This window comes from Rhodococcus sp. ZPP (assembly GCF_017656075.1).
In the GTDB taxonomy this organism is placed as follows: Bacteria; Actinomycetota; Actinomycetes; order Mycobacteriales; family Mycobacteriaceae; genus Rhodococcus_F; species Rhodococcus_F oxybenzonivorans.
In genome coordinates this window covers 895,588-920,277 of record NZ_CP058639.1, presented here as the reverse complement: position 1 = coordinate 920,277, position 24,690 = coordinate 895,588, and the positions used below count along the sequence as shown (strand labels likewise).

Genomic DNA, 24,690 nt, shown 5'->3' with positions numbered 1-24,690 from the left:
CATTCTCCGGTGCGTGCGAGCCGCCACCCTCGGTGGGCTACGAGAAGCCCTGCGAGGCAACCGATCGTCGCTCCAAGAGGAAACGCGATGACCAGATGGAACCACGGGTAGACGACACCGATCCCGTCCGCTGTTAGCCGGTGCCTCACCCATGCTCACCTCACGGGCGAAACCACCCGCCCCCGACAATCGGCCACCAACCCACCGCGAAGATCACGGGGCTCCTTGCGATGTCGAGCAGTCCATCACCAACTCCCCCTCGCGGCGTGTCACCGCCCCGGCACCCACGAGCAGGCTCGGGGGTGTCAGCGCACCGGCGGCTCCGCCTCGGTCGCCGGGCACATCCCAATCACCGGCGAGAACGACGAAGGCCCTCGAGGACAGCCGGCGCCAAACGGCCTTGCTCAGGCACTACCAGTACCGAAGATCCTCACCGAGCTTGCATCTCTGCGCATCAACGAGATGTGTGAGCACCTCCAGCACGACCTGAACCAGCAACCCACCCCAGGCCCCGCCACCGCATCCCCATCCGGCCCAGCCGACGAAAACATCCGCGCCCATGCTGCCGCCCGCACCGCCGGCCAGAACCTCGAAACCTCCGGTCCACGAACGCATCACCAGAGCCCTCGAACAACCCGAATAGCAGGTTCAGTCGGGGTGAAGAACAGCTCCATCGTCATGAAGAACCATGCCCCTAACGCCGCCATCGGCACGAACGCGCACACCAACGGCAGGCGAAGTCCACACCCGGAACTGCCGCGGCGACGCGGCCCGTGACGGCGACGACCTACGAGGCCATCTGTTCCCCGGTGACGAGGAAAATCACCCGGCGCCCGACCACGACGGCATGGTCGCCGAAGCGCTCGTAGAAACGCCCCAACAACGTGACATCGACCGCGGCCGGGATGCTGCCGGTCCAGGCCGGATCCTCGATCAGGGTGAGCAACCGCCGGTGCAGATCGTCCAGCTCGTCGTCGCGCCTGCCGATCTCGGCGGCCAGTTCGGGATCATGCGTGCGCAGAACCCGTTCGGCGAGGCCGGCCAACTCGGCCGCCACCCGCCCCATCTCGGAGAGCAAATCCTCCGCCGCACCGGAAGCGACGTGCTCGGGATGACGCCGGCGGACACTTTCGGCCACATGCTGCACCAGCCCGCCCATCCGGCTCAGATCCGCCACCAGGTGCACACCAGTGACCACCTGACGGAGATCACGCGCCACCGGGCCCTGCAACGCCAACAGCGCCATCGCCAAGTCCTCACACGGACCGCGCAACTCCTCGATCTGTTCGTTCAGGTCGAACACCCGCTCCGCCAGCGGCAGGTCAGCGAGCACCAGGGCCTCGGTCGCCGCTCGGACCGCCCTCCCCGGCCAGGCGGCACATCGACGCCAGACGGTCTGTCAGCTCGTCGAGCTGCTCGTGAAACTTCATCCGCATACCCATCATCCTCGCGCACCTGCCGAAGACAGCACCGGACGTGTCATCTCCCCAGGTCAGAGCGCTCACTCAGGCCGCGGTTCTACCCCGTCCATCCACGCGATCACATCAAACACCCGCAGCGCGAGACCTCTTCGGGGAGGCCGGCCTCCCCGCGGAGCGACAGCAACCGGCGATGCAACACCCCGCGTCGGCGCAAAGGGCCTCCCGGCCGGATTCGGATGTGCCCGCTCGGTGCCCAGGACCTGACTGACCACCGAGTCCGAAGATCGGATACAGCCGGGGACGTGTGCGGGCGATCAGGTTCGTCGCCTTCATCCCGGCGATCCCCGGCAACGCCCACAGGGCCGTTTCCAGGTCCCAGGCGCGCCATCCCGGGGTCAGCGGGTCCGGTACGTCAAACTAGGTTCCGATCCGGGCCCACCGCCCCTGAGAAGGGCGTTCAGTGCCTCTGCTTTCCTGTCGAGGATCGCGCGGGTCGCCCTCGCTGGGACCTCCCGCCGACAAGAGGTGGTGCAGGCCGATCACGATCGCCCCGCGGTCTGCGTCCAGACTTGGTCCGGCGCGGCTTCGTCCCGATCAGCCGCAGCCGTCGTCGAATTTCTCGAGGCCGGCAAGCCAGTTCCGGGCACGACCGAGTGCTACATCCTTGTCCGCGTCGTAGCTGTCGGGCCACTCGATCCCGTAATCGTCGATGCGGCCCAGAATCTGGGTGGCAGTGACGATCCCATCCTCCACGAGAGCCGCCACGAACACGCGGTCCTTCTCACGACCAGCAATGGCCTTGGACGCACACAGGTCGACCGGATCGAGACAAAAGCCCGTCCACCCGTATTCCGACCCCTCCTCGACCTTCACCGCGACCAGCCGGTTGTCCCATTGCTTCGGCAGGACCACCACGTCCTTGTGGATCCCCTCGACGTACACGCCGAAAGACTCATGAAACGGTGAGCCTTCACCGAGGCGTCCGTTGAGCATGAGGATCTTCTCCACCACTGCCGGCGACGCCGGAGCGTCGATGCCGCTCCGCGGAAACACATCGACCTCACGCGACAACGTCGCGTACTCCGGCAACTCCGTTTCGTCATAGGACCCGAGGATCGACTGGGAGCCGAAGACAATCACCTGACCCTCGTCGAGGTTCGCGCAGGCCGCCTTGATGACCTGCTCGAGCTCCTCGCGGTTCACTTCAGGACGAGCTCACGCAGATCATCGAGGACCTTCATGCGTTCATCCTCGGTCAGCAGCACGTGCAGCGGGGAAAGGTTGCGCATCTCGCTCCCGGTCTCGTCGTCCGACTCCACGATCCGACGAAGGGTCTCGACGTCGTTGTCGTCGACGATTCGTTCCCACCGATCCAGGAAGTCGGTGAAATACGGGCTGCGACTCACATGCTCGCGGACACTCTGCAGACTGCGGCGAACGCGGACGGTGTCGAGGGGCAGATGCTCACGCTCGACCTTGTTCAGGATCGCGGTCTGCATGAGCTTCTGCCGGGTGACCTTCATGTTGACGACGGTCATCTCTCGCTCCCTCATTACTTCAGCCCACTACCGCTGCGGTCGGTGCCCACAGTGTACGGGTCCGGCCACCATTTACGCAGGTCACCCCATGCTCATGCAGCGACAGCCCAACCCCCACCCGCCGAGACGAACACGGGCTCACAGAACCATCCGCGCCACCGCGATCATCCCCAATCGATACAGACCGGCCGCCGACGACCGCAGCCCGCACAGCGGGCGCGGAGCACAAAGGCACCCAGCCTCGTCTGATGTAGCTGATCGAGCCCGTCATCAGTCGGCTTCGGCATACGGTCTCCTGTTCTGTCCGGCCGTGTGGATGAACCGTCATCTCCGTACGCTGCCGGTCGTCGATGATCACTCGACCAAGATAGCGCAATTTTGTACTACAGAAATTACGAATTTTGTAGTACAGTATTCGCGTGGCAGTCGAATGGGCGAACAGCGCGAACAAGCACGGGATCGACCACGAAGACGCGTTGCACGCGATCGAGAACGCGGTCTACGTCGAGCAGGAGTTCGACGAACCCCGCGTCCCCGGTTATGCGAAGCCCTGGCTGTTCATCGGCCCCCCGCGGACACTGGGTGGGCCGCTGCTCGAGGTCATGGTGGAGATCGTTCCACCGCGGGGCATGGTGGTCTTCCATGTGATGGAGGCGCGAGAAAAACACCTCACCCGCATGCGAGACCGGCGCTGATCCTCCATGGCGCCGGGGCGAAGGCGCCCGGCACCGCGACTCGATGCACCACCGTCCACGCGGGTACCCGAAGGGATGACCCAGCACCACCACCTGAAAGAGGTGACATACCGATGAACAGCAACGATAAGAACACCGATTACGACGAGCTCGGCGAGTGGGCCGAGCACGACATGACGCTGCCCAAGGACTCGGCGACCGCCAAGCGCGGCGACGACGCCGCCGCCGCCGGTAAGGCCCTGCTCGAGAGGGTCGGCGCCGGCCGCCCGTCCCTGGCGCAGGACGCGGGCATCAGCGGCGCCTCCCCCAAACGGCAAGTCCGGCTTCCGCAGCCGCTGAGTAACAAGCTCGACGAACTCGCGCAGCGCCAGCACCGCAAGCCCAGCGAACTCATGCGCGAGGCAGTCGAGGAATACATACAGAAGCACTCCGCCTGAAAGGACCTCCGCGAGTTTTCCGGCCTACCCGAAAACGCGCGGAAACACCTACCTCGCCCTCAGAAGGGCGGTCAACACCTCCGCCTCGGTGTCGAGGGTCGCCCGGGCCGCCCGCGGCGGGATCTCCCGCCGACTATCCCAACGTCAGAGTGAAATCATCGAGGAGCGAGGCGGTCACCGCATCCCGTGCCCATCCATCGGTGTCGAGTGGTGCCGAGCACACCACCGTCAGCGCCGGTGCTGTTCGCCCGTCGATCAGCATGAGCGCAAGTTCGTTTCGTCCGTGCCGGCACTCGTATCGAAGCCCGCGAGCCGCAGGAGTGTTCGTCAGAATGTCGGTTGCGGTCCGGCGAGTCTGCCCGTAGTCCCGCCAGGTGCACGCCGTCAGGGAGGCGTCCTGGCCGAGGCGGATCAGATTCCGCTGCCCGTCCAGGACTGCGATGTCGACGTCCTCGTCCAGCACGAGTTGCGCCAACGACTTGCCGGCCAAGAGCCGCTTGCGGATGATCAGATCCGGTGGGATGTCCTGGCCACGCAGAATCGCCTTCGGCGACCACCGCGCCCACGGACAACCCGAGATACAGGTACCCGCCCAACGCGGCCCCACCCGGGCACACGGCAGGGTCGTGGACCGAATCGAACCGCCCCTGCACCGGAATGGACGTCTTCCGGAGATCGAGGGTGCGGGCATCGACCCAAGGTGCGATGTTGCTGCGGCCCAAACGCATTCGGAGGATAGGACGAGGACGTCCAGTGCACCCGCCACACCGGTGTCCCCGCCGCGATGATGTCGGTATTCGCCGGATTGCCGTTATAGGCCCCCACCCGCCTACATTCCCCGCTCGGCCAGGTCGATCATGTTGTCGACGGCGACCTCCGTCAGACCGCCGTCCTCGAGCTCCTGCAACGGGGTCCGGCCGTCGAGGACGTCGGAAGGGGTCCGCCACCAGGACGTGACCCCCCACGGATCCTCAGCAGCCCCCAACCTACTGTTCGCATACGCCACGATCGGCCACACCCGGTGATGCACCGAATCGAACTGGAACGCCGGATAGTGATAATCGGGGCGCCGCCCCAACGGCAAACCCAGCAACACACCCTCATCCCGCAACTTCTTCACCAGGGTCCTCGACTCCCTCGCCCGCGGGGCCAGCACCCGGCCCACCTCCCCGGCCTTGAGGGTCGCCACCTGCTCGAGCAACGACTGCCGCCGCTCGGCCGCCGCCGCCCCCGCGAGCTCCGCGGCACGAGTTCCCACCGGGTCGGCGAACGCCTCATCGAGAATCAACTTCGCGATCAGCGCCCACTCCTGCCGCGGCGCATTCCGGGTCACATACTCGGCGAACCCGCCAGCCACCTCCGCGCCACGGCTCTCACCTGCGGGGCGGGCAGCGCTCAACCGGTGACCGCGCCCGGCAACCGCCCGCGGCCCACCCCCGCTCTTCGCGGCCGGCACTTTGATCACCTTCCGCCGTGTTCCATTCCCCGCCATCCCACACCCCCGATACGTGAAGTACGTATTGATAATCGTACTCCACGTACATGCCGGCGGCACCGACGGTGGAGGCTCGTTCCGGCTTCCGCCGCACCCGGGCGCCGGTAGGGGACGGTTCCGCATGGAGACCGGATGCACCGGGACCGTGCATTGGCGCAACCTCACCACCGGCGCGACCGGGGATGCTGAGGTGCGAGCATCCAACTCCCAGCAATCACCGCCACCGGCGGCCGCCGCGACCGGGTCCGGTGTCCTCGTCGCCACCATCACCCTGGGTATCCCCTACAGCACCACATTTTGGCCGGGGATGGGTATGTGGACTGTGCCCTGACCCGGACACTTGGGCTGGTTTCCAGGCACGCGGGTGACGTGGCAGCTGATACCTAGCCCGGTGACGTCCTCGGGGCGCGGCCAACCCCGTGCCCGCCGCCCCTTCACACCGGTGACCAGCACCCCCGGGCCCTGTACGGCATCAGGTGGGATCCCCCGGTGATCGTTCGAGTCTGTTGAGCTCATCTAGGACCTGGTCGACGGCGCTGGTCGGGATGCGGAAGTCGCTCCCCTCCGAAGCCCGCAGGCGGCCGCGCACGTAGGCGAGCGTGGCGAGCTCACGCTCGACGTCTGCTGCGGTTCGGTCGCTCACGGTTTCATCCTGCCCTGAGTGGGCGGTGATCAACAGCATGCACCCCTGGCTACTCGTCGCAACGAAAGCAACGATGTAAGATTGCGGTGCAAACGTAGCAAGGAGTGCCCATGTCGACCCACCGCTCGACCTCTCCCAGGCGACACCACAAGCTCGCCGGCCACCGGCTGCGCCGCGACACCGTCACCGGCCGCTACCCACGCGCCGGCGACCGCCCGCAGAGCACTCCGTCGCCGGAGGAACGGCGTTTGTCGGATCTGTCGACCCCCGAACTCATCGACGTCGTCGCCTCCGAACTCGCCGCACGCCCCGAGATGCACCTGGTCCGCAATCAGGTGACCGCTCTGCTGGCGATGGCACCGACCCTGACCGACCGCACCCAGGCCGCCCGGATCGGCGCCGACCTCGTCGACGACGCCATCGCCCAGGCCGAAATCGAGCAAGCCGCCCGCCGGCACATCCTCGACCACCCGATGCTCACCGCCGGCCAGGTCGCCGCCGCCCTGCACCGGCCCGCAGCCGATCGCACCGTCGCCTCGAGGCTCCGCACCACAGGCAAACTCGTGGCCCTGCCCGTCGGCAACAGCTACCGGTACCCGGCATTCCAGTTCGACGAGGCCACCGCCTCGGTCCGCGACACCGTCGCCGCCGTCAACACGGCCCTCGGTGCCGCTGATGACCCGTGGGGGGTGGCGTCATGGTGGCTGACCCCCTCCACCCGCCTGCGCGAGGGGCAGACCCCGGCCGACCTCGCGGCCGACCCGGACCCCGCGTCCGGCCAAAAGCTCGAGCGGCTCGCCGCCGCGGTGCTGCCCGACTGATGCCGAACATCGAACCACCGGCCGGAGGGTTACTCCGGCCGGCGCATCGGACCGTGCTCACTACCGGAACGGTGGTATGGCGGGTGCACAGCAGCCACCGCGCCCCGCACGCCCCGAACCCGACCGCGCAGCCCGACGAGCTCGCCGGTGGCCGGTTCGACTCTCTCGACGGCAGCTACGCCTACCTCTATATCGCCGACAGCCCCGACGGTGCGATCGCCGAAACCATCTGCCGGGACCTACCACTCGATCCCACCGTCGCCCGGATCGTGCCCGCCTCCGCAGCGACCGGCCGCACCCTGACCGCGCTCACCGTCACCCGCACCCTCACCGTCGCCGCACTCCACGGACCACACCTCTCAGCGGTCGGCCAAGACCTCTGGCTCACCAAATGCGAAGCCCGGCACTTTGTCACCACCCGGCGGTGGGCCCACGCCATCCGTACCGCCGACCCCGACCTCGACGGCCTCGCCTACCGGCCCCGGCACAACGAAGACACCCTCGCCGCGGTCCTCACCACCGACCCCTCGATCACACCCCACCCCGCCCTGACCATCGACCCCACCACCACACCCCTGCCACTCGACCACGGCCCCGGCCGTGACCTCGTCGCCCGCATCATCGCCGACCACAGCGCCATCCTCTCCCCCACCTGAACCACACCAGCGTCAACACCCGCCGACACACGACACCGACGGTGATGCGCACCGACCTCGACGAGCGGCCGGCGCCTTCGTCTCTGTGAACGGTCCTTCAGTTCAGGCCACCACCCCGGAAGCGCACGGACCAGTGCGGGGTTCGCCCATTTGACCCAGTGATGTCGCGCAAAACCTACCTGACTTCCGAAAAGGACAGGATCCTCGCTCGGATGATCGTTGACTGGACAAGTGCGAATGTTGAATCTCTCTAGCACACATCGGATTCCAAGCATGAAGAACTGAGGTTCACCGAGGCGCCGACGGATCACCGGGCCACCCTCAGCGCTCCCGCCCATCGCGTCGCCGCTCCGGCGAGACCGGCGAGGCGGCGCGCATTTGCGTCGGCGGGATGGCATCGGCGGCGGGGCAACCACAGCACCCGATAACCCCGGATGCGTGTCCCGGCGGCGGACCCTCTAATCTGGCGGATCCGAACACCCAGAGCATGAGGAAAGATCAGGCAATGGCCACCGATTACGACGCCCCGTGAGTCACCGAATCCGACGAGGCGGACACGTCCCTCGAACAGCTGACCGCCAGCCGCAAAGACACCCAGTCCCCCGTCGTGGACGTCGAAGACTCCGACACCGCCGAATCCTTCGAACTGCCCGGTGCCGACCTGTCCGGCGAAGAACTCACCGTCCGCGTCATCCCGAAGCAGGCGGATGAATTCACCTGATATCTGTAGTTGGCGTCGCCGATCGTGTTGTCTACGCTGGTAGACCGCTTGCAGTCGCGTCTGTAAGCGATCAGCAGTTCCACGAGGGTGAGATTTCCGCCGGGTGAGGGCGGTGGCCGCCGAGGCGGCGGCGGAGCTCGAGGTTCTCGCCGTGTACAGCCTCCAGGGCCGCCTTCAGCGTCTGCACTTCCTCGCGGTGCCGGCGTTTGAGTTCGGTGATCTGGACGGTCAGGGTGCGTACCACGCTGCTCGGGTGGTCGGGATCGGCGGGCGGCGATGGGGCCGGCGGGGCGCCGCGCTGCTGGGTCCGCAACTGCTCGACGCGGCGACGGATCTCGGGATTGCGGTAGAGGAAATCCAGTGAGACGCCCGCGGTTTGAGCCAGGCCGCGGAAGGTGACGGGGACGTTGCGGCGAATCATTTCCCGGATGCCGTGGTCGGCGCGGGAGTGAGCGGCGGCGCTCTTGGCGGCGGCGGCGCGGCGCAGATTGTCGGGGTTGCCTCGGCTCACGGTCGCCTCTCCTCGTCGTGTTCGGCGGCCAGGGCGTCGGTGCGGGCGGCGACGCCGGCGCCGCGAACGGCCCGGCCGTCGCTGTCGGTTCGGTGGCCGGTTTGTTCGAGCGTGTCGATGATGCGGCCGAGGGCGTCGTGTTCTTGCGTGCGCCCGGCCAGCCACACGTTGTCCGGGCTCATCTCCTGCCCGGTGCGGGCCGCGAACGCCTGGCGGCGTTCATCGATGAGCTGCAGTGTGTGGTGCTGCTGGGTTTTCAGCTCGGGCAGGAAGCTGGCGTCGGTGGCGAACTTGTCGCAGGTCAGGCAGGCGTTGCCCTTGTCGCAGGCCTGCCGGGGCGGCAACAAACACCACCCGTTGGGCAGGATCCGGTCGGTGCGCTTGTCGAGCTCGAGCATGTCGTAGAGGTCACGGGTGTCGACCGGCAGGTCGCGGCCGTCCGCGGTGACCTTGTGGTAACGCAGAAACTCCCGTTGGTGCGTCTCGGCGAGGGTTTCTGCGTATTCCATGGTCATCGTCGGGCTGACGTGGCCCATGTACCGCTGCACGACGTGTAACGGCACGCCGGCGTTGAGCAGGCTGGTGGCCTTGGTGTGCCGGAATCGGTGGGTGCGATTGAAGTCCACGAGCCGCCCGGCGCTGTCGCGAACGTCGAGCCGACGCGCGAACACCGCCAGGGTTTGGTTGATGCGGGACGGGGGAAAGGGCTTGTCGGCGTTGCGGTTCATGTTATGCCCGAGGAATAGGTATTTGGGTGTGACACCCTGTGCCCAGCGGGGCCCGAGATGCTGGTCGGCCCAGCGTCGCTGTTCGTCGATGATGGCGACGATTTCGGCGTCGACCAGCACGGTGTCGGGGGCTTGTTCGATCTTGGTTTGCTGGTATCGCAGCTTGGCGACGAAGGCGCCGTCGGCGTCGGCCGGACCGGTGGAGCCGCAGAGGCGGTCCAGCGGCAACAGCGGCTCACGATCGAGCATCCTGATTTCGCTGATCCGCCGACCGGTGCGGGCCACCAGCATCAGGATGCGCATGATCTGCTCGTCGCCGAGCCCACCGCCCTCGATCGGCTCCCCGAGCAGGTGCACGTTGCTCATGATCTGGGAGAACGCGGTGTCGTCGATGACTTCCTGGCGGCGCTCGCGCACCACACGGGTACGACGGCCCTTCTCCCCGTGTCGCCACAGCATGGCGTGGTAGGGACCGAGTCGCAACCATCCGGCTTCATCGAGAACCTGTGCGGCGGTCTCGCGATGGTCGGTCATGAACGCGTAGAACGTCTCGAGGCAGGTGACAAGGGTGTTGACTCGCTGGGGCGAGAGAGGCTTGCCCTTGTTCGGGCCGGACTGGGTGATCAGGCCGCGCACGTGGCTGAGGAAATCCAGCATGAACGCCCGGATCCCGGCCGGGTCCTCGCGCAACCACGGCGGCGGGACAGGGTCGTGGCCGGCGATCCAGTCGGCGAAGACCTGCAGCGCAGTCCGTTGGGGGCCCGCGACCGTGCTCCAGGTCAGCTGCCCGGTCTCCAGAGAGACTTTGAAATACCACTGGATGGCGATCCGCAACCACAACGGCTCGAGTTGCTGGAAATAGACAGCGTGATTGCCGAGTGGTTCGTGGGGGCGCAGCGGTATCCGCGGATCGAGCGTCGGATCCCACACCTCGCGCCGCCACCACGGGCGCTGGTCGTATGCGGCCCACAGGATTTCATAGCAGCGCCGAAGCGTTGAGCCGACGTTCTCTTGCCAGAACCTGCCCGGCAGGCTGCCGTTTCGCCGGGCATAGGCGGCGGCGATGGATCTCTCCCATTCCCGTGGGGCTGCGCGCATCAGCGAGCCACTCAGTTCCGGGTGGTCCTCGACCGTGGCGGCCAACCAGCGGATCAGCGAACGCAAGACACCTACCGGGACCCGACCGCCGAGTTCGGCGATGCGCCAGCAGCACCAGGCCATTTCGCGGTCCATGTCCGCCGGAAGCTGCCCGAAACGAATGCGGAAACCCGGACCGCGAGGATCCGTCAGGAACGCGGTCAGGTCATCGGTATCGAGGGCGTTCGACTCGAGGTCGATCGTGCGAAACCGATCGGGCATCTCGGCCCAGAGCGACTCGAGCACATCACCTCGGAAGCGCCCAGAGGTGTCGCGCAGGTTCTCGAGCAGCCGTCGTGACCCCATCAGCAGGGCCCGATCACGCCGGTGCCGACCGCCCGCCACCCCGCGGTGAACTTGGCCCAGTCGGCCACCGCCCGCAGCTCGGCGTCCTCAGTGACATGTAACGGTGACGTCGGATATTCGAACTGTCCGAATGCCTCATCCTCTCGATGATCGTCGGCTGATCTCGGCGGCGTAGTTGGTCCAATCCCCGGCGGACAGTCGCTGCCATGCGACGGCGACATCGGTGTGAATGCCGAGGGTGCGGGCCAGGATCGCTGCGGGGATCTCGGTGGCGAGCTGAAACAGGGCGGTGCTGCGGTCGGCGCCGGGCCGGATGCCGAGCTTGTTCAGTCGCTGGACGAGGTGACCGGTGCTGATGGGCCGGCCGGGCTGCCCGCCCGGGAACAGCCAGAGCGATGGTGTCAACGCGCCGATTGTCGCGTGACCCTTGCGTTTTGCGGCGACCGCTTGTGCAAGCTCGCCGACGGGGTGGGGAAGATAGATGGGTGAGGGGCCCAGGTGCAGCCGGACGGCGCCATTGCTGGTCTCGAGGTCCACGATGGTCATCCGCGAGATTGCTGCCGGGGTTTGGGCGTAGAGAAGCACGAACAGGCCCGCGAGCCGGTCTTCGGCCTTGATGGTGTCGTCGTGCAGCAGCCGCCGCGCGATGTCCCATCGGTGTTGGTCATCGAGCGGCCGGGTCGGGCCCATCCAGCGGCGGGCGGGGATCCGGACGCTGATCAGCTTGTTCTTGTGGGCCCAGCGTATGAAGTGCCCGGCGGAGCCGCGGTTGACCGCGGTGTTGTCGGTGAGCCATTGGTCGAGGTCGGCTTGCCGACAGGTGCCGAGGGCGAGCTGGTGATCGGTCAGCCAGTCGAGGAAGGCGACGGCTCCGTAGATCCGTTGCCGGACCGAGTTGAACTGCTGGATCGTGGTGAGGGCGCCGTTGTTGCGTTGCCGCAATCGCCGGACGAGCTGCCAGGTTGTGTAGCGGTGCAGCACGCTGCGCTGTTCGGGATCCGACTGGGCGGCCACCACGCGGCCGACCAGCCGCTCAGCGCGGATCATGTGCTCGTCACGTTCGGGCAGGGCGCCGACACCGACGAGGACCTGCCGCAGGTGAGCGAGAGCCTGGCTGTCGGGCAGTTCGTCCAGCGCTTCGTGAGTCAGCGCCCGCCGACCGGCGGCGAGATCGGCCAGCACGGGCGCAACGGACTTCTTCCTCAGCCATCGCATCGCGGTGATCGGGTGCTCGGCGGTCGCGATGTTGTTCCGCAGCGCTTGCAGCCCGGGATGCAGAGACGCCGAAGGCACGGTGTTGTTCCTGCGGCCGGACCGCGGCCATCGTCTCAGGCACCCTGGACCAGCCACGATGTGAGGACTGCACCACCCTCGCCAGCACGGCAGCGCGTGCTGCGAACAACCACGACAGACCGGTACTGCTCTGCGGTGACCGTTCAGATGTCATTAGGGACACGGCCAACCGAAATTGGGTAGGTCTCTTTGTAACGTGGGTGCCGGGCGTCGATGCCGGATCGGCGACCGGCCGACCGAGACACAAGGGACGACCCCTGAATGGACTCGAACTATGCGGTGTACTGCGGCATCGACGTCGGCAAAGGCGAACACCACGCCGTCGGACTGACCGCCGCCGGAAAGAAAATCTACGACAAGGCGTTGCCGAACGACGAAGCGAAGCTGCGGGCGGTGTTCGACCGCCTGGCCAGCCACGGATCGGTGCTGGTGGTCGTCGACCAACCCAATACGATCGGCGCCCTACCGGTCACCGTGGCCCGCGTAGGCGGCCACGAGGTCGGCTACCTGCCCGGACTGGCGATGCGCCGCATCGCCGACCTCTACCCCGGGCAGGCGAAAACCGACGCCCGAGACGCCTTCATCATTGCCGATACCGCCCGCACCATGCCGCACACCCTGCGCCGCGTCGACACCGGCGACGAGGCCCTCGCCGAACTCGAGGTCCTCGTCGGATTCGACGACGACCTCGCCGGTGAGGCCACCCGGGTCAGCAACCGGATCCGAGGCCTGCTCACCTCCGTCCACCCCGCCCTCGAGCGGGTCCTCGGCCCCCGCATTACCCACCCCGCGGTGCTCGAGCTCCTCTCCCGCTGCAGCGGGCCGGCCGGAATCCGGCAGGCCGGCAAGCGCAAGCTCACCGCGATCGCGGTCAAGCACGCACCACGGATGGGCGCCCGGTTGGCCACCGACATCCTTGCCGCCCTCGACGAGCAGACCGTGGTGGTACCCGGCGCCGCGGCCGCCGAGACCGTTCTCCCCAAACTCGCCGACACCTTGAAAGAGACTCTGTTACAACGCAAAGCGGTCGCCGCGGACGTGGAGAGGGCACTCGATGACCACCCTCTTTCCTCAGTCCTGACCTCGATGCCCGGCATCGGCGTCAGGACAGCAGCTCGGATCCTGATCGAGGTCGGCGACGGCTCCGCCTTCCCGTCCGCCGCGCACCTGGCGGCCTCATGCAGGCATAGCACCGGTCACCCGAAAATCGGGATCCTCCATCCGCGGCGAGCACCCCGCCCGCTCCGGCAACAAGAAACTCAAACGCGCCCTGTTCCTGTCCGCCTTCGCGGCCCTGGGCGACCCCACCAGTCGCGCCTACTACGACAAAAAACGGGACGAGAAGAAGAAACACAACGCCGCCCTGATCTGCCTCGCCCGACGCCGCTGCGACGTCCTCTACGCCATGCTCAAGAACAAGGAACTCTACCGGAATCCAACCCCCTCAGCGGCTTGACGAAAACCATAGGGACACCCCCCGATCTGGTGCCGCTGCGTGCCGGGGATGTCCTGGTCGTCAACGCCGCCCGCGCCAGCCCTCCGCGCGCACGCCACCTCCCCCGCCGCCCTCACCCACTACGTTCAGGCCGGGGTACGGGGGCCGTCCACCGGCGAATCTGCACGCAGGCGTCCTCGTCACCAGCCGGCGGGCGGTCGTCGGATCCGCCGGCGCTTCCCGCGGCTCGACCATCGCCGATGAGGCCGTCATCATCACCGACGACCCCGCACGATCACGGCCGCCCCGCAGGTTCATCGACACCCTCGACGAAAACACCGAAACGACCAGCATTCCAAGGGTCACCGAGATTTGGCAGATCGGCCCGATGCGTGCCCCCTGCCCGGGATCGGCGGCCCGGTACGCGCTGAACCCGAAATTTCTCCCCATCCCGGTCACCCGAATGTTCCTGTGGCACAGCATCGACTACCGACCGCGCCCCGCCGTGGCCGTCGAAGGCAACGACACCGCAGAATCCTTCGCATTACCCCGGCGCCGACCTGCCCGGCGAAGAACTCACCGTCCGCGTCATCGGCAAACAAGCCGACGAATTCACCAGTTGCTTCCTCGTCCACCACCGCACCCGCCTCGCCGATGCTGCGCAGCTGATCTGTCGAGACTGCGCCTAAGGACACATCGATGACCCGAGGGCCTCGGGATAGATCGAGATTCTGCGAATCACCGGGCAACACGCCCTCCCGAACTCCTCAGGTCGAACGCATCTGCGGGCGGTATCCTCTGCCGCCGATCACTCTCCCCGATGCCGGCCGGGTGGCCGCATTGCCGAATCCGAATCCGAATCCGAAACCGAATCCGGGTGCGGATTCGGTTCCGGGTGCGGGTTCGGTTCCGGGTGCGGGTTCGGTTCCGGGTGCGGGTTCGGTTCCGGGTGCGGGTTCAGTTCCGGGGCGGAGCGATAGGAGCCCGGATCGATGGTCAGGTCTTCGGTGTCGGCAAAGACCAGCCGCCCGTCGTCGAGCGCAACCGCCCACCGATGCACCGGCGCCCACTCGTGCCCACCGCCGCCGGGGTCGGTCACTGCCGCGTAATCCTCGGCCACCTCACCGGTGAGATCGGCCTCGGCGCTCCTGCGGACCAGCACCCGGACACCGACCGTCAACTCCGGGCCATCGACCGGTTGCTTGCCGCTGTTTCGCGCCATGGTGATGCACCTCTTCGCTCGCCGAACACCCGAGATCGAGCATAAGCACCGACCGGCCCTGTACGCGACCGGACGTCGCGGTCCTCACCCGATACAGATCAGCACACCCACGACCATCACCGCGACCAGCGAGGCACCGCCGCAGACCAGCCACGCCCGCGTCGCCCGCTGCCGCCACCGACCACCCTCCTCCGCGATCGCGAGCAATCCACCCCGGGTTCTCCTCAGGCGCCCGCGACCCGATAAGACGCCGAGTCTTCGCATCCGCACGCACCGCCACACCGAACGACATCGGAACCACCACCAGCGCCACCCCCAGTAAACCAATCAACGCGCCCAGACCCGTCCCGAACATCGCTCGTCCTTCCCCACCGGCGGGCGGTGCCCGGCGTGGGCACCGCACATCGATGAAGCGATTACCCGAACCCACGGGCACCACCCTCCCCCGTCGGGTGTGACCGAACTGCGCCCGGTGATACCCGAACGACGTAGCGGGATCCACCACCGGCCGCCGGCGACCGGCCACACCTGACTGCAGGCCTACACGCCGGGCATCGGGAACTTCCACACCGCCACCACGACCACCCCGATGACCAACCCGGCGTAGAGAACGGTGCCCATCACACTCACACGCAACGCATGCAGCAGATTGGCGCCCAGGTTTTCGGTAGTCCGTGCCATCACAACTCTTCTCTCAACGTGCGAAGGTTTCGATACGACACCGTCGCTGACGGCGCACCAGACACAGTGAACCGATTGCGGCACCAGCACATCGGCCGAAGTACCGACACCCATACCCGAATCTTGGCCCGGGACGTCTCGGGTTCGACTTCCGCGTCGCAAGCACCCATTCCCGACACCAGACTCCCCTTCCCCCCGCAGAAACTACCGCGCTTCACCTCACACAGGGGTGTTCGAACCTCCCGGAACCGTCGACCGCGCGGACAGCTCCAAAGGAGAACAGATAGATTGCGGCACAGCAGAATCGCACCCCCAAAAAATCTCTGTATTTCGTCAACCGATGCCGGATTCCACAGACCCAGCTCCGGCGACGCAGAAACGACCGTTCCGGCATCGCCCACTCCGCCGAAGGCTCACCCCGGCCCAGACTCGGCAGTGTCACCGAATCATCATGCACCCAGCAGCCAACTCGTGAAATCGCACTTACCGGTCGGTAATTCGGTACGTGAAAAAATATGCCATGGCCTGGATCACACTCGCTGGACATGAACACTCCCCGCTCACCAAGATCACTGATGCGCCGCCCGTGACTACGGGCAGGTTGACCGTGTAGCGCCCCCGCCAGCTGATACCCATCGTTGGCGGGGGCTGCGCTTGGCCAGCCACCCACCCACCCGGCCTCGCCCACCTTCCGCATTCTCCTTAGGGCGCCACCGTCCGGGCGAGGCTTCCCGACCGCGCAGCGAGTCTGCCCACGCCGCCGAAAACCGCTACGCACACGTTCAAGAATCGAACTCTTCTGCCCGCCAATAACGCTCCACCGACTTCCCGACACCACGCGCGGCACCGACATCGACATCGCGGCCACCCGGCTGGATCTCGCCACACAGATCACACTCCAACGGCCGGGCCTCGAGACGGGGGAAAGAGTACGGGCCCGTGCTGCTGACTTACTGTGTTCCCAGTGGGAATCGAACGAGTGTCACTGGAGCTGCGCCGGCTCCGCGGCAGAGGACGCGCAGGCGCAGGCCGTCGCTCAGTTGCGGGCCCAGAAAATACGCACCTGGTCCGATCTGTCCCTACAGACCATCCTGACCACCGATTCACCCGGCATCTGCAGATACACCTTCACCTACTGGGTCGACGACGACAACCGTAACTGACCACCCGCAATCATTTATTCGACTGTCAACACAAGGACCCGGCCCAGCACAACTGCCGGCCCAGATGTTCGTGCAGGTGGGAGTGCGGAGATCACCTCCGAGACCGTGCTCGGCGATCGGCCGATTCGCGCGGCGATCTGGCGCACACCCGCCGGTTCGTCCGGGGCGAGCAGCAATGACACCGCGACCTCGATACCGGCGCGACCGGCAAACGGGGTCGAGCGTGTGGGCCGGCCCTTCTGCGCAGCAACATCGGTATCGACATACAGACCCGGCGCGTTCAGATGAAGGTGGCCACGAAGATCCAACCAACTCCACCCCGCGCTCCGCAGCACCTCACGTGCGTCACCGGTCACACGGTCGGCGACCAGCACCTTGACGACCTCACCGGGACCGCGATCCTCGCTGTCCCACTGCCGCAGTCTGCGCGAGAGCCCCTCCGCCGATCCGAGCGCCAGCCGCTTGACCTCGAGCGGGACACGATTCCCCCGCGGTATCAACAGGTACGCCTCGACACCACCACCCCCGGGGCCGGGATCATGGGTCTCCACAACTTCCAACCCCACGCCCGCCGCCGCCTCGGTCAACGCGGCGATCGCATCGTCCGAAGTCAACGTCATTCACTCATCATCTCCCTTTGTTCGATGTTCGGTTAATACCGAACGCCGAACAACCGCGCTTTCGGGTCAACAAGCAGGGCCGGCATCCTGCTTGTCCGGCATGAGCCCGAGGTACCGGTACGACAAAGCAGCTCAGTCCACTCCTTGTGCCACCGTGCCGCGCATGTCGTGCGACGTACCGCGGTGATGGTGGCCCCGTGGTCGGTGCGCCCTGTGACTGATCGGCCTACCACCGATCCCTGTGGTTAGTGTGGCGCGCAACTCCCGCACCCCCAGCCCGGACAACGCCGCGAAGCAATGCGCCCGTACCCCGCGGGACCGCAGAGCGTCCACGGTCCCGGATTCGTCGTCAACGAACGCCGACAACTACCGCCCCACTGCTCGACAATGACCGGCCTTGACCTCGACCGCCGGACGGTGATCACCACGAGGCCGGCACAGCAACGCCCGACCTGGAGGAAACCCCTTCTCCTCGAGCCACATCCGGGTCTGCGGCGCGCACGAGGCGGGCCGGGACGTCGAATACACCACCACGAACCCGAGGCCGGCCACCGCCTCCACGACATCCCGGCCCGGCTCGATGACCACCGCCTGCCCGACATTGTCGAAGAACTGCTGCCACGTCTGCCGGCGGGTCCCACCCGAGTCGTCGGTCAAGAGGTGAGCAAATGCCGACAGGCCCGCCAGACCGCCGTCGATGTCGAACATCACCACCCGCTCGCTGCCGGTCACCTCCCCGACCCTAATCACGCGGCCGGCAGACACCCTGGTGCCACGCCCACACCGACGAAGGTCACTGAACCGACGATCCTGCGCCGCTAGAGAGCCGTAGAGAGCGCAACAACCGTGTTCAACGCACCACCAGTCGCAAGCCGAGGGACCGTCACTGAAGTTTTCGCGCTGTGCCCCGCACTCGGGACGATTCGCTCATGGGACCTTGCGATCTTTATGCTCATCACTGTTGTTTCCGCCCAGTCCGGGGTCACGAACATAACTCGAATCTCAAGGCTCAAGCAGGCTAAGGATTCCGGCATGCGCGTAGCGGGTGATGTGGTCAGCGAGTTGCTTGGGATCGCAACTGTCGGTGTTCTGCGCGAAGAGCACATCTCTGAGCAACACGACCGACAGGATCAATCCAATTGATAGGGACATTGCCATTTCCTCGTCTTTGCCACGGTTGCCGACCAGCGCTGACGAGAGCCGGCGGATCCCCTGGCCGTGTGTGCTGCCGGCAGCGATCTCGCGTCGACCGTTGTGACCTGCCGCGGCCCAGCTCAGCAGCAAGTCTTCGTACTTTTCGGCGAAATCGAGTAGTTCGATCACAAAGTTGCGAATTTTGTCCTCGCCGCCGGGTTTGGTTTGCGGGTCCGCCCACCTCGCGAGGAACCGGTCGACGAATTCGCGGGCCGGTCCGATGACGGATTCCTCGAACAGTTCGGACTTGGACCCGAAGTAGCGGTAGACCAGCGTCTCGGACACTTCCGCGCGGACGGCAACCTCCTTGATACTGGCATCGTGATAGCCGTGTTCGGAAAAAACGGTTCGCGCGCAGTCCAGGATCGCTGGTCGCGCCTGGCCACGCCGATACGGACTGCGGCGAATCACGGTCATCGTTGACCCCACGGTCCGGAGGCGCCCGCCAGCACCCGGTCGAGGTGCCGCCCGGCCTGGTGCCCTGTTGTCGCTGCCGGGTGGTCCACTGCTCGTCCGATGACCCACCTACCGCGCTCGAACATCCTGATCATGAAGGTCCTCCCGCCTGCGACGTACTGTGATGTGCCTTAAGGCTCTTGCATTGTTGTGATGTACTCGACTATCGTTATGAACACATCGTCTCATAAATGTTGAGATTAGACGGAGCTGGACCAGGCGCACACCGATGACGTCGCGCCCTTAGCGAGCGCTATGCGACAGGGGGCCAGGACACCGACATCTTCTTTGATCTGACCATGCCGCGCAACATGTGAATGAGAGTGTGATGAGGTATCAGGAACTCACCGAGTCCAACGGAGCACCGGGCGGTGCAGCTGCCTCGGACGCGGTTGCGGTAGCCCTCGACGGCATTTCTGACCTTCCCCGGGAGGTGCTGGGCAACAAGGCGTTTGGCATAAATTTGATGCGCGGTTTGGGAGTTGCAGTCCCGCCTGCGTTTTGTCTGACCACTCGGGCGTGTGAGCAGTACTTCGCCGACCCACATAGCTACCTCGACCAGGTCTGGCCGGAGGTGCTGGCATTGCTGGCCTCGCTGGAGGCCCAGCTCGATCGCACGTTCGGGCATGGCCCCAGGCCGCTGCTGGTCAGTGTGCGTAGCGGGGCGGCCCAGTCGATGCCGGGAATGCTGGATACGATCTTGAATCTGGGTTTCACCGACGAAGTGCAGCAAGCGCTGGCGAGGGCCTCGACCGCCGAATTCAGCGCTGACACCCGCCGCCGATTCGAGGACATGTACCGACGCATCGTAGTCGGTGACCCTGGCGGGGAGATCCCTTCGGACCCACTGGTACAGCTGCGCAACGCAATTGAGTCCGTGTTTCAGTCGTGGCATTCCGACCGGGCCGCGACCTACCGCCGCTACCACGGACTCGACGGTGCCGAAGGAACTGCAGTCATCGTGCAGGCGATGGTGTTCGGCAATATGGGCACCAACTCAGGCACCGGTGTGCTATTCACGCGAAACCCGACAACCGGGGCACCCGAGCCACTCGGAGAATGGCTGTGCGGCGGTCAGGGTGAAGATGTGGTATCGGGATCCTGTGATGCGGCCGATCTGGCTGACCTGCGTGCCGAGCAGCCCCAGGTGTATACCGATCTGATGACAGTGGCCACCATGCTGGAGCAACGCGCCGGCGACGTCCAGGACATCGAATACACTGTGGAGGAAGGGCGACTGTGGATCCTGCAGACCCGCAACGCTAAACGCTCAGCACAAGCAGCGATACGACTGGCACTGCAATTTGTGCAGGAGGGGCGCATCGACGAAGCCGAGGTGGCCCAGCGTGTAACACCCGAGCACATCAAGGACTTGTTGCGCCCGACGCTGCTGCCTGAAACCCGCCGTGGAGCACCGCTGCTAGCGAAGGGACTTGCCGCTTCACCGGGGATCGCTTCCGGCCGTGCTTACGCCGATATCGACGAGGCCCTCGACGCCGCCGACGCCGGGCAGGCAGTGATTCTGGTGCGCCCCACCACCAGCCCCGACGACGTCGAGGGGATGATCGCCGCTGGCGGCATCGTCACCGACGTCGGCGGCGCCACCAGCCACGCCGCGGTCGTCAGCCGTGAAATTGGCCGCCCCACAGTCGTGGGATGCGGAAAAGGCACCGCAGAACGTCTCGCCGGCAAGATCATCACCGTCGACGGTGACCACGGCGAGATCCGCGAAGGACAGCTGCCGCTCGTCTCATGGCCAGAAAGCGATCACCCCGAACTGCAAGAACTCAGCGACGTGTTGAGCCGGGTCAGCCCACTACGTGCGCACCCCACCGGTGACTTTTCCACCCTGCCGGACATATCCGCGGAATCGATCCGATCCGTGATCGCCGAAGGCCATCGTGACGTCGTCTGCGCCAGCCCGTTACGCGCCATGCTGACAGCACTTCGACTCGACGAGCACGTGCCGACTCACCGCCCCTTCTAACCTTTTCGAGAAAGCAACAACTATGAACGCTCTTCCTATCCTGCAGGCAGTCCGCCTCAAAGGGCGGGTCAGTCGACCCGACCTGAGCATAACCACCGGACTCGACGGATCGTCCGTAGAAACCGCAGTGGCGGAGCTGATTTCAGCCGGACATCTCACCGGTGATACACGAGTCCGTCTGACGATCGCGGGACGCGAAAAGTTGTCAGCAATGCTTTCCGCTGAGCGCAGCGGCATCGACAGCGCGGTGATCACCGAGGCCTACGCTCGATTCTGCGACGTCAACGGTGCATTTAAAGCTCTTGTCACCGAATGGCAACTCAAAGACGGCGAACCCAACGACCACACCGATGCCGACTACGACACTGCGATCCTGACACGCTTGTTTGACGTGCACGATCAGGTGATCCCGATCATCGCTGACGTGGCAGCGGTGATGCCGCGCGTGCAGGTCTACGCCGACAAACTCTGCACGGCGCTGAAAAAGGTGCAGGCCGGTGACACAAGCTGGTTCACCATGCCCATCGCTGACTCCTACCACACGGTCTGGTTCGAACTGCACGAAGAGCTGATCGGCGCCGCTGGGCTGACCCGCGAAGAAGAAGCGCAGGCCGGACATGCGCAGTAATCGTCGCCGGCGCACCTCAGCGACCTAGGCGCCGCGCGATCAATGCCGAACCCGACCGCAGAACCGACACCACGGCACCACAACAGTTCGCGTAGGTTACACCACTTCGGTAACGCACCCACGCATGGCAGCAAGGCAGGGAAATGACCGAACATTCCGATCCCGTTCGCGGGTACAGCCAGCCGGACCGGTGCTGGACATTCACCAACGTCTCGGAGGCAACCCCCGACATCTTGTCGCCGCTGTGCTGGAGCGTATGGGACCGCCCGCTGCAGGAAACCCTGCTGGCCAGCCTCGCCGCTTTAGGGGTGCTGTCGAGAAGCGATGTGGTGGTGTCCTCAGATCAGAACTTCAATGGCACCGGGGTTATCTACGGGCGCCAAGCCTTCAATGTTGACGTGATGCGCGAGGTCATGTCGAAGGTTCCTGGCATGAACATCGACGACTTCGAGCGTGACCTGCTCGGCACCGTACGCCCCAACGCTTCGACCCCACCAGGCGCATCACTGTGGCGCATCCCGCTCATCGCCGCCAAAGCACCCTACGCTCTGGTGAGCTCTGCTCGCGAGGTGGAGCGCAACTACCACGCCACGAAGGCGTGGTGGCGGTCGGAAGTGTTCAATGTCCATCAAGGCGCACCGCCCAAACGGCCTCCACTCGAAGACCTGCTGTATGCGCGCGACCGATTCGCCCGGTCGTTCTATCTGCACGCGTTCACCCGTTTCGCCCTCGTCTCCATCCAAGGAGCCGTGTGCAAGACCGCTGCGCGCATTGGTGTTCCCGCGTTGGGGACTGCGGCGCTGGCCGGTCAGGGCGGTGTCACAGAGACTCAACTCGCCGAAGACACATGGCGACTGGCCCGAGGCGAGATGGGTATTGCGTCGTTCCTCGCCGAGTACGGATACCGTGGCCCCAACGAGGGCAACGTCTACACCAAATCATGGCGCGAGCAACCCGACCGCGTCCGTGCCATGGCCAAGGCCCAGGCAAACCGCGCCGAATTGGAGCGGCCCACCGTTAGGGCCCAGCGTGCCGCCGAAGCAGCCCGTGACGCAGCGGCATCCCTGATCGGTGCAGTGGGAGCCAAAGATCGCGTCCTCCTGCGCTTCATGCTCGCGCGCGCCCGCACCGTAATCCCCCGCCTGGAGATCGGCAAAGCGGCCTACGTCATGCCTTTGGACGGGGTGCGGGCGGCCGCGCGTCGCCTCGGCGCCGAACTCACCCGCCAAGGCCTCCTGGAACAGATCGATGACGTGTTCTTCTTGGCTATCCCTGAGTTGCAGCTTCTGGCGGCCCGCCAACTCACCGAGGCACCAGAGCTTGTTCAATACCGCAAGGCTACGCGTGAAACCTACCGCGAGATGACGCTTCCGGTGCACTTCACGGGTATGCCCGAACCGCTGGTCACCACGGCTGCGTCCCCGCAGACTGATGAGCCGATCTTCCTGACCGGCGCGGCATCGGGCGGTGGCACCGTGGAAGGCCGGGCGCGTGTCCTCCTGGACCCCAATGACGACATCGAACTCGACGACGGCGACATCCTGGTCTGCAAGTTCACCGACCCCAGCTGGGCACCACTGTTCACCCTCGCAGACGCACTCGTCATCGATCTCGGCGGTGCGGCCAGCCATGGCGCGGTGGTCGCGCGTGAGATCGGCATCCCATACGTGATCGGCACGCAGACCGGCACCACCATTATCCGCGACGGCGACCGCCTGCGCGTGGACGGCAACAACAATCTGGTGACCATTCTTCCCTGATTTCAGTACCAAGACATCGTCGTCTGACCTACACCAACTTGATTCGGAGGACACCATGGTTCTTGCTGAACAACCGGGTATCACAGACCTACTCATCCCCACCCCCGACACCGGAAAGCATTGGGACCCACACCGCATCCACACCCACTATTTCGGATTCTCAGTCCCGGACGCGCAGATCGGCGCTTTCCTCTATATCCGGTACCAACCCGAGTTCCGGTCCTCTCACGGCGGGGTGTGCATCTTCCAAGGCCACAACAACGTCAGCCCCACCGACATCGAGCACATCGACTACCAGATCGCCATGCCCTGGCCGGCCGTCGACGGCAACGCCATCATCACCACCAACGGTCTGCGCGTGGAATTCCTCGATCCCGGGCGCAGCATTCGGCTGACCTACACGAGCGAAGACGGCAAGACTTCCTTCGACGTGCTTCAAGAAGCGGTCACCCCGCTGATTGCGCGCGGACACATTATGCCCGGCGAAGAGCTCCACCATGACGGGCTCAACCAACAGGCGGGCGGCAGTGAGCAATTCATGCACGCCACCGGCGCCCTGAAACTGAACGGTACGACCTACGTCATTGACTGCTACGCACCGCGGGACCGGTCGTGGAATCAGGTCCGCGAAGAAAAATACGTCTCAACACCGCCACTGGGGTGGACGCCAATGTACTTCGGTTCCGATCTGTCCTTGAGCCAGATTTGTTTTGAACCACTCGACACTGGCCCCGACTGGGCTGGCCTGTACGACGTCGGAGATCGCCCCTCCCACCATTTCGGCTGGATCCAGCGGGGCGAGGAGACAAGATCGATCACAGCAGTGCGCCGTACCGTTCTCGACACCCACCCCCGGAACTACATTCCGTTACGCCAGGAAGTCGACCTCTGCGACGAGCAGGGGGAGCACTATCACTTCCGCGGGGAGGCCATCGCAAGCGCGCCCTTGGCAGCATGGCCGAACTCGCTGTTCCACGATTCAGTTTATCGGTGGACCGACAGCAAAACCGGCCGTATCACCCACGCCACTTTTCAGGGTGTATGGATGGCCGACTATCAGCGAGCGATGAAGCATCGTTTCCCGGCGGCGCACGCAACACAACTCACATAGTTTGACATGGGTGATCGACATGCTTCGCTCG

24 protein-coding genes and 5 pseudogenes are annotated in these 24,690 nt (G+C 65.5%); 12 read left to right on the top strand and 17 right to left on the bottom strand.

Annotated elements, in window-relative coordinates:
- Positions 1 to 411: 411 nt before the first annotated feature.
- The 5 genes and pseudogenes from HYG77_RS35535 to HYG77_RS35520 all read right to left on the bottom strand — a co-directional run bounded on the left by HYG77_RS35535 (position 412) and on the right by HYG77_RS35520 (position 2,959).
- Complete coding sequence (locus HYG77_RS35535; protein WP_208964214.1) at positions 412 to 615, bottom strand: hypothetical protein; 204 nt, start codon at positions 613 to 615, stop codon at positions 412 to 414.
- 172 nt (positions 616 to 787) lie between these two features.
- Positions 788 to 1,436 (bottom strand): annotated as a pseudogene (phoU, locus tag HYG77_RS35530) (phosphate signaling complex protein PhoU).
- Between the two features lie 108 nt (positions 1,437 to 1,544).
- The gene (locus HYG77_RS41080) at positions 1,545 to 1,772 is read right to left on the bottom strand and encodes a hypothetical protein (RefSeq protein ID WP_348273605.1); all 228 of its coding nucleotides are present in this window, start codon (positions 1,770 to 1,772) and stop codon (positions 1,545 to 1,547) included.
- A 243-nt stretch (positions 1,773 to 2,015) separates the two neighbouring features.
- A complete protein-coding gene (locus HYG77_RS35525) occupies positions 2,016 to 2,624 on the bottom strand; it encodes a DUF6036 family nucleotidyltransferase (protein WP_208964213.1) in 609 nt (202 codons plus the stop codon).
- The gene (locus tag HYG77_RS35520; RefSeq protein ID WP_208964212.1) at positions 2,621 to 2,959 is read right to left on the bottom strand and encodes a hypothetical protein; all 339 of its coding nucleotides are present in this window, start codon (positions 2,957 to 2,959) and stop codon (positions 2,621 to 2,623) included. The genes HYG77_RS35525 and HYG77_RS35520 overlap by 4 nt, the downstream gene beginning before the upstream one ends.
- A gap of 419 nt (positions 2,960 to 3,378) precedes the next feature.
- Between HYG77_RS35520 and HYG77_RS35515 the strand changes: the two genes are divergently transcribed.
- Together HYG77_RS35515 and HYG77_RS35510 are read left to right on the top strand one after the other, a co-directional pair.
- On the top strand, positions 3,379 to 3,654 hold the full coding sequence (locus tag HYG77_RS35515) for a hypothetical protein (protein WP_208964211.1): 276 nt from the start codon (positions 3,379 to 3,381) through the stop codon (positions 3,652 to 3,654).
- Between the two features lie 113 nt (positions 3,655 to 3,767).
- A complete protein-coding gene (locus HYG77_RS35510; RefSeq protein ID WP_208964210.1) occupies positions 3,768 to 4,091 on the top strand; it encodes a ribbon-helix-helix domain-containing protein in 324 nt (107 codons plus the stop codon).
- A 133-nt stretch (positions 4,092 to 4,224) separates the two neighbouring features.
- Here the strand turns inward: HYG77_RS35510 and HYG77_RS35505 are convergent, their stop codons facing one another.
- Entirely contained in the window at positions 4,225 to 4,698 is a 474-nt protein-coding gene (locus HYG77_RS35505) for a hypothetical protein (protein ID WP_244461521.1), read from the bottom strand.
- A 222-nt stretch (positions 4,699 to 4,920) separates the two neighbouring features.
- Positions 4,921 to 5,547, bottom strand: a complete 627-nt coding sequence (locus HYG77_RS35500; RefSeq protein ID WP_208964209.1) for a hypothetical protein — start codon at positions 5,545 to 5,547, stop codon at positions 4,921 to 4,923.
- 52 nt (positions 5,548 to 5,599) lie between these two features.
- Between HYG77_RS35500 and HYG77_RS35495 the strand changes: the two genes are divergently transcribed.
- Entirely contained in the window at positions 5,600 to 5,917 is a 318-nt protein-coding gene (locus HYG77_RS35495) for a hypothetical protein (RefSeq protein ID WP_244461520.1), read from the top strand.
- 141 nt (positions 5,918 to 6,058) lie between these two features.
- On the opposite strand, the gene HYG77_RS35490 is transcribed toward HYG77_RS35495, so the two are convergent.
- The gene (locus HYG77_RS35490; RefSeq protein ID WP_208964208.1) at positions 6,059 to 6,229 is read right to left on the bottom strand and encodes a hypothetical protein; all 171 of its coding nucleotides are present in this window, start codon (positions 6,227 to 6,229) and stop codon (positions 6,059 to 6,061) included.
- Between the two features lie 110 nt (positions 6,230 to 6,339).
- Here HYG77_RS35490 and HYG77_RS35485 point away from each other — a divergent pair, with 110 nt between their 5' ends.
- The 3 genes and pseudogenes from HYG77_RS35485 to HYG77_RS35475 form a co-directional block, all read left to right on the top strand.
- Positions 6,340 to 7,050, top strand: a complete 711-nt coding sequence (locus HYG77_RS35485; RefSeq protein WP_208964207.1) for a hypothetical protein — start codon at positions 6,340 to 6,342, stop codon at positions 7,048 to 7,050.
- Positions 7,050 to 7,706, top strand: a complete 657-nt coding sequence (locus HYG77_RS35480; protein ID WP_208964206.1) for an RES family NAD+ phosphorylase — start codon at positions 7,050 to 7,052, stop codon at positions 7,704 to 7,706. Before HYG77_RS35485 ends, HYG77_RS35480 begins: the two co-directional genes overlap by 1 nt.
- Before the next feature lie 505 nt (positions 7,707 to 8,211).
- A pseudogene (locus tag HYG77_RS35475) lies at positions 8,212 to 8,424 on the top strand (DUF4193 family protein); the annotation flags it as partial.
- Positions 8,425 to 8,497: 73 nt separating this feature from the next.
- Here HYG77_RS35475 and HYG77_RS35470 read toward each other — a convergent pair.
- The 3 genes from HYG77_RS35470 to HYG77_RS35460 all read right to left on the bottom strand — a co-directional run bounded on the left by HYG77_RS35470 (position 8,498) and on the right by HYG77_RS35460 (position 12,402).
- On the bottom strand, positions 8,498 to 8,938 hold the full coding sequence (locus tag HYG77_RS35470) for a DUF6262 family protein (protein WP_208964205.1): 441 nt from the start codon (positions 8,936 to 8,938) through the stop codon (positions 8,498 to 8,500).
- Positions 8,935 to 11,049 carry a site-specific integrase gene (locus HYG77_RS35465; protein WP_208964204.1) on the bottom strand — a complete coding sequence of 705 codons (2,115 nt, stop codon included), beginning with the start codon at positions 11,047 to 11,049 and terminating at the stop codon, positions 8,935 to 8,937. Before HYG77_RS35465 ends, HYG77_RS35470 begins: the two co-directional genes overlap by 4 nt.
- Positions 11,050 to 11,244: 195 nt before the next feature.
- A complete protein-coding gene (locus HYG77_RS35460) occupies positions 11,245 to 12,402 on the bottom strand; it encodes a hypothetical protein (RefSeq protein WP_208964203.1) in 1,158 nt (385 codons plus the stop codon).
- A 261-nt stretch (positions 12,403 to 12,663) separates the two neighbouring features.
- On the opposite strand from HYG77_RS35460, the pseudogene HYG77_RS35455 reads away from it, so the two are divergent.
- Together HYG77_RS35455 and HYG77_RS35445 are read left to right on the top strand one after the other, a co-directional pair.
- Positions 12,664 to 13,858: pseudogene (locus tag HYG77_RS35455) on the top strand (IS110 family transposase).
- Between the two features lie 478 nt (positions 13,859 to 14,336).
- Positions 14,337 to 14,526 (top strand): annotated as a pseudogene (locus HYG77_RS35445) (DUF4193 family protein); the annotation flags it as partial.
- Positions 14,527 to 14,645: 119 nt separating this feature from the next.
- Here the strand turns inward: HYG77_RS35445 and HYG77_RS40240 are convergent.
- The 6 genes and pseudogenes from HYG77_RS40240 to HYG77_RS35420 all read right to left on the bottom strand — a co-directional run bounded on the left by HYG77_RS40240 (position 14,646) and on the right by HYG77_RS35420 (position 19,134).
- Complete coding sequence (locus HYG77_RS40240) at positions 14,646 to 15,059, bottom strand: hypothetical protein (protein WP_244461519.1); 414 nt, start codon at positions 15,057 to 15,059, stop codon at positions 14,646 to 14,648.
- A gap of 84 nt (positions 15,060 to 15,143) precedes the next feature.
- Positions 15,144 to 15,414, bottom strand: a pseudogene (locus HYG77_RS40235) (hypothetical protein).
- 185 nt (positions 15,415 to 15,599) lie between these two features.
- Positions 15,600 to 15,740 carry a hypothetical protein gene (locus tag HYG77_RS35435; protein WP_208964201.1) on the bottom strand — a complete coding sequence of 47 codons (141 nt, stop codon included), beginning with the start codon at positions 15,738 to 15,740 and terminating at the stop codon, positions 15,600 to 15,602.
- A 1,177-nt stretch (positions 15,741 to 16,917) separates the two neighbouring features.
- Positions 16,918 to 17,523, bottom strand: coding sequence for a hypothetical protein (locus HYG77_RS35430; protein ID WP_208964200.1), 606 nt, complete (start codon positions 17,521 to 17,523; stop codon positions 16,918 to 16,920).
- Between the two features lie 366 nt (positions 17,524 to 17,889).
- Positions 17,890 to 18,255 (bottom strand): hypothetical protein, encoded by a 366-nt coding sequence (locus tag HYG77_RS40230; RefSeq protein ID WP_244461518.1) that lies wholly within the window; start codon positions 18,253 to 18,255, stop codon positions 17,890 to 17,892.
- 270 nt (positions 18,256 to 18,525) lie between these two features.
- Positions 18,526 to 19,134 carry a TetR/AcrR family transcriptional regulator gene (locus HYG77_RS35420; protein WP_208964199.1) on the bottom strand — a complete coding sequence of 203 codons (609 nt, stop codon included), beginning with the start codon at positions 19,132 to 19,134 and terminating at the stop codon, positions 18,526 to 18,528.
- Positions 19,135 to 19,501: 367 nt separating this feature from the next.
- Between HYG77_RS35420 and HYG77_RS35415 the strand changes: the two genes are divergently transcribed.
- From HYG77_RS35415 to HYG77_RS35400, 4 genes are all read left to right on the top strand, one after another.
- Positions 19,502 to 21,160: a pyruvate, phosphate dikinase gene (locus HYG77_RS35415; RefSeq protein WP_208964198.1), complete on the top strand. Its 1,659-nt coding sequence runs from the start codon at positions 19,502 to 19,504 to the stop codon at positions 21,158 to 21,160.
- A 22-nt stretch (positions 21,161 to 21,182) separates the two neighbouring features.
- Positions 21,183 to 21,788: a MarR family transcriptional regulator gene (locus HYG77_RS35410; protein WP_208964197.1), complete on the top strand. Its 606-nt coding sequence runs from the start codon at positions 21,183 to 21,185 to the stop codon at positions 21,786 to 21,788.
- Between the two features lie 143 nt (positions 21,789 to 21,931).
- Positions 21,932 to 23,548 carry a PEP-utilizing enzyme gene (locus HYG77_RS35405; RefSeq protein WP_208964196.1) on the top strand — a complete coding sequence of 539 codons (1,617 nt, stop codon included), beginning with the start codon at positions 21,932 to 21,934 and terminating at the stop codon, positions 23,546 to 23,548.
- Between the two features lie 55 nt (positions 23,549 to 23,603).
- The gene (locus HYG77_RS35400; protein WP_208964195.1) at positions 23,604 to 24,659 is read left to right on the top strand and encodes a tyrosine protein kinase; all 1,056 of its coding nucleotides are present in this window, start codon (positions 23,604 to 23,606) and stop codon (positions 24,657 to 24,659) included.
- Positions 24,660 to 24,690: the final 31 nt, after the last annotated feature.

Bases quoted from the DNA above. Each gene is read 5' to 3' on its own strand.
- HYG77_RS35480 (WP_208964206.1), top strand. From the start codon at position 7,050: ATGCCGAACATCGAACCACCGGCCGGAGGGTTACTCCGGCCGGCGCAT.
- HYG77_RS35430 (WP_208964200.1), bottom strand. From the start codon at position 17,523: ATGACGTTGACTTCGGACGATGCGATCGCCGCGTTGACCGAGGCGGCG.
- HYG77_RS40240 (WP_244461519.1), bottom strand. From the start codon at position 15,059: ATGGCGCGAAACAGCGGCAAGCAACCGGTCGATGGCCCGGAGTTGACG.
- HYG77_RS35415 (WP_208964198.1), top strand. From the start codon at position 19,502: ATGAGGTATCAGGAACTCACCGAGTCCAACGGAGCACCGGGCGGTGCA.
- HYG77_RS35520 (WP_208964212.1), bottom strand. From the start codon at position 2,959: ATGACCGTCGTCAACATGAAGGTCACCCGGCAGAAGCTCATGCAGACC.
- HYG77_RS35535 (WP_208964214.1), bottom strand. From the start codon at position 615: ATGCGTTCGTGGACCGGAGGTTTCGAGGTTCTGGCCGGCGGTGCGGGC.
- HYG77_RS35410 (WP_208964197.1), top strand. From the start codon at position 21,183: ATGAACGCTCTTCCTATCCTGCAGGCAGTCCGCCTCAAAGGGCGGGTC.
- HYG77_RS35510 (WP_208964210.1), top strand. From the start codon at position 3,768: ATGAACAGCAACGATAAGAACACCGATTACGACGAGCTCGGCGAGTGG.
- HYG77_RS35405 (WP_208964196.1), top strand. From the start codon at position 21,932: ATGACCGAACATTCCGATCCCGTTCGCGGGTACAGCCAGCCGGACCGG.
- HYG77_RS35485 (WP_208964207.1), top strand. From the start codon at position 6,340: ATGTCGACCCACCGCTCGACCTCTCCCAGGCGACACCACAAGCTCGCC.
- HYG77_RS35435 (WP_208964201.1), bottom strand. From the start codon at position 15,740: ATGGCACGGACTACCGAAAACCTGGGCGCCAATCTGCTGCATGCGTTG.
- HYG77_RS35400 (WP_208964195.1), top strand. From the start codon at position 23,604: ATGGTTCTTGCTGAACAACCGGGTATCACAGACCTACTCATCCCCACC.
- HYG77_RS35420 (WP_208964199.1), bottom strand. From the start codon at position 19,134: ATGACCGTGATTCGCCGCAGTCCGTATCGGCGTGGCCAGGCGCGACCA.